Source organism: Actinocrinis sp. (assembly GCF_035650855.1).
Lineage (GTDB): Bacteria > Actinomycetota > Actinomycetes > Streptomycetales > Catenulisporaceae > Actinocrinis.
In genome coordinates this window covers 21,199-32,545 of the sequence record NZ_DASRGV010000003.1, presented here as the reverse complement: position 1 = coordinate 32,545, position 11,347 = coordinate 21,199, and the positions used below count along the sequence as shown (strand labels likewise).

Genomic DNA, 11,347 nt, shown 5'->3' with positions numbered 1-11,347 from the left:
CGTCCGTGGCCACGGCTACAAGGTCAGCCGCAGACGGGATGCGTGGCCGGGCCGTCGAGATCCTTGAGCCCGGAACCCAGACCACCGTGCAGGACTTGGCCGGCCGGCGCGGGCTTTGGGGCGTCGGAGTGCCACCGTCGGGGGCGTTCGACGACTACGCGTGCGCGCTGGCCAATCTGGCCGTGGGAAACGATCCCGGTGCCGCGGCGCTGGAGGCGGTATTAACAGGCCCGCGGGTGGTGTTCCGGGATCGTGCGCTGATCGCGGTCGCAGGGGCCTGCCAATCGGTGCGCTTGGCGGGGCGGCGGCTGCGAGCGGGCGTGCCCGCGACGGCGCTGCCCGGTGACGTGCTCGACTTCGGCCCGTGCGGTCCGGCCGGTCTGCGCGGCTACCTCGCGGTACGCGGCGGCTTCGACGTGCCGCGCGTGCTCGGTAGCCGGGCGACCTTCCTGCTCGGTCGCTTCGGCGGCGCGCACGGCCGCGCGTTGGCGCCCGGCGACGTGCTGTCGCTCGGCCGCGAGGAGAACTGCGGCACTCCCGCCGACTGCGGGCCGCTAGTACCGCAGCTCACTGACACGTGGCGGCTACGCGTGATCCCGGGTCCGCACGGCGCGCCCGACTACTTCACCGACGACGCGCTCGCCGACCTGTTCGCGGCCGAGTGGAGCGTCGACCATCGCAGCGACCGCACCGGCCTTCGCCTGGTCGGGCCGCCGGTCCGCTTCGCGCGGGCCGACGGCGGCGAGGCCGGGCTGCATCCGTGCAACATCCACGACTCGGCTTACCCGATCGGCGGAATCATGGTCTCCGGCGACACGCCCGTGATCGTCGGGCCGGACGGGCCCAGTCTCGGAGGCTTCGTCGTTCCGGCCGCGGTCATCCGCGCCGACCGGTGGAAGCTCGGCCAGTTCAGGCCGGGGGACCGGGTACGACTTGAGCCTGTCACGCCGCAGCAGGCTACTGAGGCACTGACCGTGCGGGCCGCCGCGCTCGCCGACCTGGGGCGAGCGGCCGAGCTTGTCCGCGAGCCGGTCGCCGCGTCGGTCGCCACGCACGAACGCCCCGAGGCGTTGGAGCGGATTGCGGCGGCCGCAGACCGTCCGGAACTCACAGTGCGGCACAGCGGCGACCATCACCTGCTCGTCGAGGCCGGGCCGGCGCGACTGGATCTGACCGTTCGTGCTCGGATCCACCTGCTCGCCCGGGAACTCCATCGCAGGGGCCTGCCGGCGATCACCGAGAGCGTCGAGGGAGTCAGGTCTCTGCTGCTCGGGTTCGAACCCGCCAGGCTGCCCGCCGGCGAGCTCGCGGCCGAGGTCGCGCGCGCCTGGATGAAAGTGCCCGATCCGCGCGGCATTCGGCTCGACGTGCGCGAAGTGACCCTGCCGATCTGCTTCGACGATCCCGACGCGCACGAGGCGATGCGGCGCTACCAGCGCGGCGTGCGTCCGGACGCGCCGTGGTGTCCGGACAACGTCGAGTTCATCCGCCGCGTCAATGGTCTGACGACGCGCGAGGAGGTCTTCGAGATCGTCAGGGCCGCGTCGTATCTCGTCGTCGGGCTCGGTGACGTCTATCTCGGCGCGCCGGTCGCCGTTCCGCTCGATCCGGCGCACCGCCTGGTGACCACGAAGTACGACCCGCCGCGCACCTGGACACCGGAGAACGCGGTCGGCATCGGCGGCGCGTACCTGTGCGTGTACGGGATGGAGGGGCCGGGCGGCTACCAGCTGGTCGGGCGTACGGTCCCGGTCTGGCGCAAACCGCCGGCCGATGAACCGGGGAGGCGACATCCTGATCCCTGGCTGCTGCGGACGTTCGACGTCCTGCGGTTCGAGCCGGTCGGCCACGAGGAGCTGACCGTGCTGCGCAAGGAGATCGCCGAAGGGGGCAGGGAGCTGACAATGCGCCAGACGGCGCTGGACTTGGGCACGCTGCCCGGACCTGATGCGCCCATGTCGGACGAGGCGCAGCAGTTCACGCAGCGGCGAGTCGCAGCATTCGCGCAGGAGCGTCGGCGCTGGGCGCAGCGGGGTACGAGACAGTGATGGCGATGGACACCGAAATCGCGGACATGACGCCGGAAGGCCAGCCGCTGTGGACCCGGCTTTTTTCTCCCGACCGAGTCCTGGAGCTCGCGGCGCAGGCCCCTGACGACGGACCGCTCGCCCGCGTTCGCTTCGCGGTCAAGGACAATCTCGACGTAGCCGGAGAGCCGACGAGCGCCGCCTTCCCGCCGCTGGCCGGCTCGGCGCCCGCTCCGCGCCACGCGACCGCCGTGCAACGACTCATCGACGCGGGAGCGATCGCGGTCGGCAAGACCAACCTCGACCAGTTCGCCACCGGGCTCGTCGGGACCCGCAGCCCTTACGGCGCCTGCCACGCGGTCGGTCATCCAGCGCACGTCTCGGGCGGGAGCAGCAGCGGCAGCGCGGTCGCCGTCGCGCTGGGCCTGGTGCCGTTGGCGCTCGGCACCGACACCGCGGGATCCGGCCGCGTACCCGCCGCCTTCAACGGCATCGTCGGGCTCAAGCCGACCCGGGGTCTCGTCTCGACCACCGGCCTGCTTCCGGCGTGCCGGTCGCTCGACTGCGTCAGCGTCTTCACGCGCACGGTTACTGAAGCCCGCGCCGCGTTCAGCGCCCTCGCCGCATTTGATCAGCAGGACCCGTATTCGCGTGCACTGCCGGCGCACCAACCGCTCGTGCCGGTCGAACCGCGCGTCATCGCGGTACCCGACAAGCCACTCGACCTCGACCCGGCGCACCGCGAAGCCTGGGAGAAGGCGCTCGCCTACGCGAGCACGGCCGCGCAACAGGTCGTCAGCTTCGACCCGACGCCCTTCCTCGACGCGGCCTCCCTGCTGTATCAGGGGCCTTGGATCGCCGAGCGATGGAACGCGATCCGGGGAAAGCTGGGCGCGGCAGGTCTTGAGCACCCCGACCTGGACCCGGCGGTTCGCAGCGTACTGCGCGGCGGCGCGGCGGTCTCCGGGACCGACGCGTTCGCCGGTTTCGACCGGCTCGCCGAGCTGCGCCGCGCGACGGAAAGCATCTGGACCGTCGCCGACGCGGTCCTCCTGCCGACGACGCCCGGCCATCCGACTCATGCCGACGTCGCGGCCGATCCGCTCGCGGTGAACGCGCGGCTCGGCACGTTCACCAACTTCGTCAACCTGCTGGATCTGTGCGCGATCGCGCTGCCCGCGGGAAGGCGCGCCGACGGTCTCCCGTTCGGCGTCCAGCTGATCGCACCCGCGTTCCACGACCTGCCGCTGCTCGATCTGGCCGAGCGCTGGGCTGACGAGGCCGTGCAGAAGCATCCCGCGCAAAGGCCTGCGATACCTGCCGGCGAAACGCTCCTTGCCGTCGTCGGCGCGCACTTGTCCGGCCTCCCGCTCAACGGTCAGCTCCTTGCGCTCGGCGCTCGCCTGCGTTTCCGCACGCGCACCGCGCCCGGATACCGGCTGTTCCGCCTCCCCGGAAGCGGTGTACCGCGCCCCGGCTTGGCGCGCACCGGCGACGGACCGGCGAGCGGAATCGTCGTCGAGGTCTGGCAGCTCGACCACCGCGCGGTCGGCGCGCTGCTCGACACGGTCCCCGCGCCGCTCGGATTCGGCCGGCTCAGCCTGGCGGACGGCGACGACGTGCTCGGCTTCGTGCTGCAAGGCGAGGTGCCGAGGGATGCGCTCGACGTGACCGAGCACGGCGGCTGGCGGCAGTACCTCGCCAGCGTCGCCGAACGCTGATACCGGCGAGGCGAGCGTTCACGCCAACAGCAGGCGCACGCGCAGCCGCTACCGGAGCCTCAGCTTGACCGCAGCGCGGCGACGTGCCGCGCGAAGACGCCGCCCTCACCGAATGCGAGGTCTGCGAAGCGCTCGCCGATCCGCCGGTACCCGGCCGCGTTCGGGTGCAGGTTGTCGGGCAGGTCCGCGACGTCCTCGGCGCCGAAGAGCAGCCTGCCGTCGAGGTAGTGCAGGTTCGGATCCTGCGCCGAGCGCTCCTCGACGATCCGGGCCAGCGTCTCGCGGATCAGCCCGAGGCTGAGCCTGCCGAACGCGGTTTCCGCCGGGTCCGTGTTCGACACGAACCACAGCTCGGGGCGATGCGGATCGGCGACCGTCGGTCCCGGGCGGTCCTCGACCGGCGGGCAGATGATCGGGGAGACCAGCAGCAGCGGCGTGTCCGGGTGCCCGTCGCGGATCGTGTCGAGGAAGCCGTGCACGGCCGGGATGAACGCGCGCAGCCGGAAGGAGTCGGCGTTCACGATGTTGATGCCGATCTTCAAGCTGATCAGATCGGCCGGCAGATCCCTGATGGCGCGCGCCGTGAACGGGTCCAGCTGGGCGTGACCGCCGAGACCGAGGTTCACCACCTCGACGCCCGCGCGCCGGGCCGCGATCGCGGGCCAGATCTCGGTCGGCCGCTCGGCCGCGTGGCAGTGGCTGATCGAGCTGCCGTGGTGCACCCAGCGCGGCTCGCTGCGGCCGGCTGCGGCCGAGGGCAGGATCGCGCGGTCGGCGCGCAGTGCGATCAGATCGACGCGGGTGTGGTGCGGCAGCCAGATCTCGATCTCCTTGGCCGTGTCGCCGAGCCCTGCGAAACGCACCGTCCCGGCCCGGCCGGGCCTTCGCTCGACGATCGCTCCGGTCTCGTTCCGGATCTCCAGATCGCCGACGACCTGCGTCGCTCCGGCCGCTTGTACTGCGCCGTCCACGACCAGGTCGAACCCGCCGACGCCTTGCGTGATCGCGTCACCAGGCCAAAGCGGCTGCGTCGTCAGCACGTCGAGCTCGACCGAATCGGCGCTGGTGCAGAAGGCGAGGCGTACGCCGGAAGGCTGCACGACCATGTCCTCGACGCCCTGCTCCGGATACTGCGCCCTGGTCCAGGCAGGCAGGCGGCGCGGCAGCCAGCCGGCCGGCGTGCGCTCCAGGTCGAGCGCGCCGCGCAACAGCACCGGGCCGGACGCGAAGTCCGTGATGCCGAAGGCCGCGGGCCGCTGCTGCGCGGGAGTGGGCGCCAGATCGCGCGTCGAGTCGGTCACGTTCGGGACTTTACCGGTTCAGTTTCCCGTGGCGACACCGGAATCGACCCCTCGCGGAGGGGATTGCGAGGGGTCGATTCCGGATCGGGAAGCGGTCTTGGAGTGATGGGTCGGCGGAGCGTTGAGTGTTGAATAGGGGATCAGACCCGGTTTACCAGCGTGGCTATGATGCGGCCGACGGCGAGGTAGAACAGAGCGGCGAGGCCGTAGTTGATCACGACCGCGAGCTTGTAGTTCGACGGGGTGAACAGATCCCTGAACCATGCGGCCAGCGTGCTCGCCCAGTCCGCGTCCGTGCTCACGATGCTGTTTCCACCGTTCGCGCCGACGAGGACGAAGATGATGTGCAGCACGATGATCGCCGCGATGACGATGGCGGCGAGCTCCACGATGCGTCCCGCGGAGCTGCGGGTGGTTGCGTATCCGGCCATGCCAGCGGATGCCCGCGAAAGAACTATCGAAACGTGCGATCCCCTGGCGGGAGCAGGGATTTTCGGCCGCGATGATCGAATTCTGATGCGTTGCGTGCCGGATCAACGACCGTCTGTTCCGGGTGGTCCGGGATCAAGGACAGGAGGCTGATCCGGCGTACCGCGGCGTCGGGCCCGGCGAAGTCGCCGAGGGGCGCGGCGGGGGAGTGCGGCGGGCAGTGTAGAGCACTGCGACGGATACCGTCAGTCGCGCGCCGGGTGCTCGGTCGGCTGCCGCAGCGCCACGGCGTCCGTGGGCGGCATCGGACGGGGCCGGCGCGGCTCGCGCACTCCGCTCAGGCCGGGGTCGTCGGGGAACAGGCGTTCGTGGCGGCCGTCCCAGCCGCGCCTGCGCGCCGACCGGCTGCGCAACAGGTGGCGCAGCTGCCGGCGCAGGGCCCGCAGCCGGGGCCGGGCCCAGCGCGCCGGAGCGGTCAGCGCGAGCACGAGCGGATGCGCGCCGAACTGGAACAGCGCGAGATTGAGCCGATAGTCCGCGGCCGCGAACACGCCGCCGCGCTCGCGCAGGACGTGCCTGCTGCGCCGGGTCCGTTCGAGGGCGGGATCCCCGGCGAGCACCACGACGGGCGCGAGCAGCAGGGCCAGCAGACCCATCGCGACAAACCAGCCCAGACTGGAGAATCGGTTCATGGCCTCATCGTGACTCCGGGATCGGGTTCTGTGGCGTCCTGCTCGCGCACAGCGAACGCACCGCGACCGAAACGTGATAAACATGCCGTCATGACGGCTCACGAGAACCTGCTCGGCGGCCCGCCGCCAACCCTGCTGCCCGAGGACCCGGCCCCGGCCGAGCTGCTGGCCGCGGGAGCGGATCCGGTCAAGGTGGCGGCCGACCACCCGGCCTCCTCGCTGGCCTGGGCCGTCCTCGCCGAGCGGGCGCTGCACGAGGCCGAGCCGGTCCCGGCGTACGCCTTCGCGCGCACCGGCTACCACCGCGGGCTCGACGCGCTGCGCCGCAACGGCTGGAAGGGCCACGGTCCGATCCCGTGGGAGCACGCACCCAACCGCGGCTTCCTGCGCGCGCTCGGCGCCTTGGCGCGGGCCGCGGAGGAGATCGGCGAGCAGGACGAGGCCAAGCGCTGCGTCCAGTTCCTGCGCGACAGCGACCCCGTCGCAGCACGGGAACTCGGCCTCTGACGGGCCGGGAAGACTGACCGAGCCGACAAAGCGTGTGATCTGACGGACTCGTGGTCCGGCACGCCGATGACCGGTGATCGGTGCTCGACGCAGGCAGCCTGCCAGGCCGAAAATGCGGCGGCCGTTCGCGGGGCCGCCACTAGGATCGCGCCATGGACGAGATCGCCAGCCATCCGAACGTGCGCGCCGTCGAATCGGCGCTGAGCGCGGCCGGAATCGAGCCGCGGGTGCGCGTTCTGCCCGAGACCGCGCCGACGGCGCTGGCCGCCGCGCAGCAGATCGGCTGCCCGGTCGCCGCCATCGCCAACAGCCTGGTCTTCGACGCCGCCGGCGAGCCGCTGCTCGTGCTCACCAGCGGTGCGCACCGGGTCGACACCGGAAAGCTCGCCGCGCGCCTCGGCGTACCGAAGCTGTCGCGGGCCAGCGCCGACTTCGTCCGCGCGCACACCGGGCAGGTCATCGGCGGCGTGGCGCCGCTCGGCCATCCCGCGCCGATTAGGACCCTGATCGATGAGACGCTCGCCGGCCACCAGGAGATCTGGGCCGCGGCCGGGCATCCGCACACGGTCTTCCCGACCACGTACGACCAGCTGCTCGCAGCCACCGGCGCCGAGCCGGTCGCGGTTGACTGAGCGGTGAACTGATCGGCTTCGGATCGCTCGCGCCGCTCAGCCGACCTGCACGGATCGCTTCGCCAGACCCATCCAGAACCCGTCGATGACGCTGCGCTGCGTGGACAGCTCGTCCGCGGCGGCGCCCAGCGTCACGAACAGCGGCGCGAAGTGCTCGGTGCGCGGGTGGGCGAAGCGGCCGGCCGGGGCCTTGTTCTCGAAGTCGAGCAGCGCGTCGACGTCCTGCGCCGCGAGCGCGCGCCTGCCCCAGTCGTCGAACTCGGCCATCACCGAGGAGACCTGGCCGCCCATGCTCAGCGCCCGCAGGTTGTGCGTGAAGAAGCCGCTGCCCACGATCAGCACGCCCTCGTCGCGCAGCGGCGCCAGCTTGCGCCCGATCTCGAGCAGCCGCCGCGGATCGAGCGTCGGCAGCGAGATCTGCAGGGTCGGGATGTCAGCCTTCGGGTACATCTCGACCAACGGCACGTACGCGCCGTGGTCAAGGCCGCGGTCCGGCACGTCCTGCACCGGCGTCCCCGCGCCGCGCAGCAGCTTGCGCACGCTGTCGGCCAGCTGCGGCGCGCCCGGGGCCGCGTACTTGACCTCGTAGTAGTGCTGTGGGAAGCCCCAGAAGTCGTACACCAGCGGCACCGTCGTCGTGGCGCCGAGGGCCAGCGGCGCGTCCTCCCAGTGCGCCGAGACCATCAGGATCGACTTCGGCCGCGGCAGGTGCTTCGACCAGTCGGCCAGCTGCCCCGGCCAGATCGGGTCGTCCGCGAGCGGCGGCGCGCCGTGACTCAGATAGATCGCCGGCATGCGCTCGCCGCGCGGCTCAGCCGCCGTCTCGACCGCTGCCGTCTCGACCGCTGCCGTCTCGACCGCTGCCGTCTCGACCGCTGCCGTCTCGACCGCCGCCGTCTCCGTCACCGCGTCCTCGGCCCCGTCCGCGTTCATTGCTTCGTTGATTTCGTTAGTGCTCGTCTCACTCATCGCCGTCCCGGCTCCCTTCTCCTTCGTCCTCTCCGTTCCGTCACGCGGGCAGGTCGAGGGAGTGGTGCGTGTGCGAGACCTTCGCCTGCAGGTAGCGCAGGTTGGACTCGGACACGTGCACACCGGTCGGCAACTGCTCAACGATGTCGATACCCAAGGCGTCGAGCTGGAGCGCCTTGTCCGGGTTGTTGCTCAGCAGGCGGATGCTGTCGGCGCCGAGCGTGTGCAGCATCTGCGCGGCGGCCGTGTAGTCGCGCTCGTCGTCGCCGTGGCCCAGGGCACGGTTCGCGGCGTAGGTGTCGAGGCCCTGGTCCTGAAGCGCGTACGCGTCCAGCTTCGCGTACAGGCCGATGCCCCGACCCTCTTGACGCAGGTAAAGCAGGTAACCGCCGGCCTTGGCGATCCGCTCGGCGGCCTCACGCAGCTGCGGACCGCAGTCGCAGCGCTGGGAGCCGAACACGTCGCCGGTCAGGCACTCGGAGTGCGGCCGGACCAGCGGCGTCTCGGCCGTCGCGTATTCGCCGAGGCCGAGCGCCAAGTGCTCCTTGCCGTCCGCCAAACCGGTGAAAGTGAAGACGTCGGCCACGGTCTCCCAGCCGTCGGGGAACCGCAGCGGCACGCGCACGCTGGTGCGCACAGCGGCGGTCGGAACCGCTTCGGCGGGGGCGGTCTCGGACGGCGCCGACGACGGCCCGAAGCAGGGATGGCGCTCGGCGACCGTGGTGACTGGCGACATGCTCGCGGCTCCTTAGCCCGGGGCGGATCGACTTCCAAGCTGCTGCAACCGCAGCCTAGGCACAAATATTTCAACTCTCAAGTTTTTTCTGTCCCCGCTGCGCGGGGCACTAGGGTTCCCTCGAAGGCGCGGGCGCCCGGCGGACGTCCGCGTCCCACCGTCCGTCTCCGAGAGAGGACCGACCGATGGCCGAGCGCGCCCCCAACCCGTACGACTTCCTGCCGCAGAAGCCCACCTTCCACCTGGCCAGCGACGACATCGCCGACGGCGGCACCATCGCCGAGGCGCACGTCTTCGACGGCTTCGGGCTGACCGGCGGCAACACCTCGCCGCACCTGCGCTGGTACGGTGCGCCGGAGAGCACCGAGGGCTACGTCGTCACCGTGCTGGACCCGGACGCCCCTACCGGCAGCGGCTTCTGGCACTGGGCCGTGGTCAACCTGCCCGCCCACGTCTCCGAGCTGCCGCAGGGCGCCGGCTCCGGCGACGACAAACTGCCCGGCGGCTTCCACGTCCGCAACGACTACGGTACCCGGGCGTACGGCGGTCCCGCGCCGCTGGCCGCGCCCAAGCGGCACCGGTACATCTTCACCGTGCACGCCCTGGACGAGCCGCTCGAGGTCGATGCCGACACCACGCCGGCCGCCATCGGCTTCAACCTGTTCTTCCACACGATCGCCCGCGCGCAGCTGATCGCCGAGTACGAGGTGCCCGAGTCCTGAGCGGCGGCGGATAACCGGTGGCGGCCGGGTCGCGGCGCGGCGTATTAATGAGCCCGATATGAAAATGAGTGACAAGCAACTCGTACGGCTCTCCAAGTGGATCTCACTGCGCCTGCGTCACGACCCGGCGGGCATCGGCCTCGCCGTCGACCGGGCCGGCTGGGCGGCCGTCGACGAACTCATCGCGGCTTCGGCCCGGCACGGGCTGCGCTTCGACCGCGCGGCCCTGGAGACCGTGGTCGCGCAGAACAACAAGCGCCGGTTCGAATTCGACGAGACCGGTACGCGGATCCGGGCCCGGCAAGGGCACTCGATCGACGTCGAGCTCGGATATGCCGACGCCCCGCCGCCCGAACTGCTCTATCACGGCACCGCCGACCGATTCCTGCCCGAAATCCGCCGCGCGGGGCTGCTGCCGATGGCCCGGCACGACGTTCACCTCTCGGCGGACGTCTCGACCGCGCATGCGGTTGGCGCACGGCACGGCAGGCCGGTCGTGCTCACCGTTGATGCGGCAGGCATGGCGGCGCACGGACACACGTTCCGTGTCACGGGCAACGGCGTCTGGCTCACGGCTGCCGTCCCGCCGCGATATCTACGAGAGCCGTCCGCGTTTATGTGAGCCCTCTGAATCTGCGTGAGTCCTCCGCTGCGTGAGCCCTCTCGGTCAGCCGAGCAAGCCCGTGGCGCCGTCGGTGAGCTCACGCAGGATGTCGGCGTGTCCGGCGTGCCGGGCGGTCTCCTCGATCATGTGCGCGTAAATCCAGCGCAGCGAGACCTGGCCCAGTTGTGCCTGCGGCACCAGGTGGTCGAGCTCGAACTTCGCCGCGATCTCCCGCGACCGGGCGCAGGCCGCGTCGTACGCCGCGATCAGCTCCTCGACGGACTCTTCCGCGCCGACCGCGAACGTGGCGTCGGGATCGGGCAGCGGCGACGGCTGCTGCGCGAGGATCTGCTCGAACCAGATGTTCTCGACGATCGCCAGATGCTTGAGCAGCCCGGCGATCGTCGTCGCCGAGGGCACGAAGCTGCGCTGGGCTTCCTCCGCGGACAGCCCGGCGGCTTTGCGTCGCATTATCGCTCGCTGGAGGTCCAAGGAGGCCTCCAGCACCTGGCGTTCGCCGCCGGCCGCGGAGCGCGCTGAAGCAAGTACGTCAGGGTGCGTCATCGCTCCACCGTAGTTTTCGCGGACCGGCGCCGCCAACCATTAACCGGCCAGGAACGAGATACGCAGCGTACGCGTGCGGTTGTCCGTGTTGGTGTCCACGATCACGATGCTCTGCCACGTGCCGAGTTGCGGCTCTCCGCCGAGCACGGGAATCGACAGCGAGGGGCTGATGAACGCGGGCAGCACGTGATCGCGGCCGTGCCCGGTCGAGCCATGCCGGTGGCGGTAGCGATCCACCGGCGGCAGGACGTCGTCGAGGATGGCCGAGAGGTCGTCCTCGGTGCCCGAACCGGTCTCGATCAGCGCGAGGCCGCACGTCGCGTGCGGCAGGAACAAGTTCACGAGGCCGTCGCCGCGCCCGTGACAGGCATCGGTGACCTGCCTCGTCACGTCGGTGATGAGGCGGCTTCCGGTCTCGACCTTCAGTGTTCGGCTGTCCATCA

13 protein-coding genes are annotated in these 11,347 nt (G+C 71.1%); 6 read left to right on the top strand and 7 right to left on the bottom strand.

The genetic code is table 11. From position 1 onward, the window contains the following. Nucleotides 1-38 precede the first annotated feature (38 nt). Entirely contained in the window at nucleotides 39-2,048 is a 2,010-nt protein-coding gene (locus VFB40_RS00200) for a 5-oxoprolinase/urea amidolyase family protein (protein ID WP_324847171.1), read from the top strand. Nucleotides 2,049-2,053: 5 nt separating this feature from the next. Then, the gene (atzF, locus tag VFB40_RS00195; protein ID WP_324847170.1) at nucleotides 2,054-3,748 is read left to right on the top strand and encodes an allophanate hydrolase; all 1,695 of its coding nucleotides are present in this window, start codon (nucleotides 2,054-2,056) and stop codon (nucleotides 3,746-3,748) included. A 59-nt stretch (nucleotides 3,749-3,807) separates the two neighbouring features. Here the strand turns inward: atzF and VFB40_RS00190 are convergent, their stop codons facing one another. The 3 genes from VFB40_RS00190 to VFB40_RS00180 all read right to left on the bottom strand — a co-directional run bounded on the left by VFB40_RS00190 (nucleotide 3,808) and on the right by VFB40_RS00180 (nucleotide 6,170). Beyond that, the gene (locus tag VFB40_RS00190) at nucleotides 3,808-5,049 is read right to left on the bottom strand and encodes an SGNH/GDSL hydrolase family protein (protein WP_324847169.1); all 1,242 of its coding nucleotides are present in this window, start codon (nucleotides 5,047-5,049) and stop codon (nucleotides 3,808-3,810) included. Between the two features lie 140 nt (nucleotides 5,050-5,189). Further along, a complete protein-coding gene (locus VFB40_RS00185) occupies nucleotides 5,190-5,480 on the bottom strand; it encodes a hypothetical protein (RefSeq protein ID WP_324847168.1) in 291 nt (96 codons plus the stop codon). 243 nt (nucleotides 5,481-5,723) lie between these two features. Further along, nucleotides 5,724-6,170, bottom strand: a complete 447-nt coding sequence (locus VFB40_RS00180) for a hypothetical protein (protein ID WP_324847167.1) — start codon at nucleotides 6,168-6,170, stop codon at nucleotides 5,724-5,726. A 90-nt stretch (nucleotides 6,171-6,260) separates the two neighbouring features. Here VFB40_RS00180 and VFB40_RS00175 point away from each other — a divergent pair, with 90 nt between their 5' ends. After that, nucleotides 6,261-6,677: a DUF3151 domain-containing protein gene (locus VFB40_RS00175; protein WP_324847166.1), complete on the top strand. Its 417-nt coding sequence runs from the start codon at nucleotides 6,261-6,263 to the stop codon at nucleotides 6,675-6,677. A 152-nt stretch (nucleotides 6,678-6,829) separates the two neighbouring features. Beyond that, nucleotides 6,830-7,309 (top strand): YbaK/EbsC family protein, encoded by a 480-nt coding sequence (locus VFB40_RS00170; protein ID WP_324847165.1) that lies wholly within the window; start codon nucleotides 6,830-6,832, stop codon nucleotides 7,307-7,309. Nucleotides 7,310-7,345: 36 nt separating this feature from the next. Here the strand turns inward: VFB40_RS00170 and VFB40_RS00165 are convergent, their stop codons facing one another. Then, nucleotides 7,346-8,104 carry a dioxygenase family protein gene (locus VFB40_RS00165; RefSeq protein ID WP_349261281.1) on the bottom strand — a complete coding sequence of 253 codons (759 nt, stop codon included), beginning with the start codon at nucleotides 8,102-8,104 and terminating at the stop codon, nucleotides 7,346-7,348. Between the two features lie 214 nt (nucleotides 8,105-8,318). Continuing rightward, entirely contained in the window at nucleotides 8,319-9,014 is a 696-nt protein-coding gene (locus tag VFB40_RS00160; RefSeq protein WP_324847163.1) for a GTP cyclohydrolase II, read from the bottom strand. 185 nt (nucleotides 9,015-9,199) lie between these two features. Between VFB40_RS00160 and VFB40_RS00155 the strand changes: the two genes are divergently transcribed. Together VFB40_RS00155 and VFB40_RS00150 are read left to right on the top strand one after the other, a co-directional pair. Next, nucleotides 9,200-9,736 (top strand): YbhB/YbcL family Raf kinase inhibitor-like protein, encoded by a 537-nt coding sequence (locus VFB40_RS00155; RefSeq protein ID WP_324847162.1) that lies wholly within the window; start codon nucleotides 9,200-9,202, stop codon nucleotides 9,734-9,736. Nucleotides 9,737-9,800: 64 nt separating this feature from the next. Continuing rightward, the gene (locus VFB40_RS00150) at nucleotides 9,801-10,358 is read left to right on the top strand and encodes an RNA 2'-phosphotransferase (RefSeq protein ID WP_324847161.1); all 558 of its coding nucleotides are present in this window, start codon (nucleotides 9,801-9,803) and stop codon (nucleotides 10,356-10,358) included. Nucleotides 10,359-10,403: 45 nt separating this feature from the next. Here VFB40_RS00150 and VFB40_RS00145 read toward each other — a convergent pair whose 3' ends face one another. Both VFB40_RS00145 and VFB40_RS00140 read right to left on the bottom strand, forming a co-directional pair. Next, complete coding sequence (locus tag VFB40_RS00145) at nucleotides 10,404-10,904, bottom strand: DinB family protein (RefSeq protein ID WP_324847160.1); 501 nt, start codon at nucleotides 10,902-10,904, stop codon at nucleotides 10,404-10,406. A gap of 39 nt (nucleotides 10,905-10,943) precedes the next feature. After that, nucleotides 10,944-11,345 carry a YjbQ family protein gene (locus VFB40_RS00140; RefSeq protein WP_324847159.1) on the bottom strand — a complete coding sequence of 134 codons (402 nt, stop codon included), beginning with the start codon at nucleotides 11,343-11,345 and terminating at the stop codon, nucleotides 10,944-10,946. Between the last annotated feature and the right edge of the window lie 2 nt (nucleotides 11,346-11,347).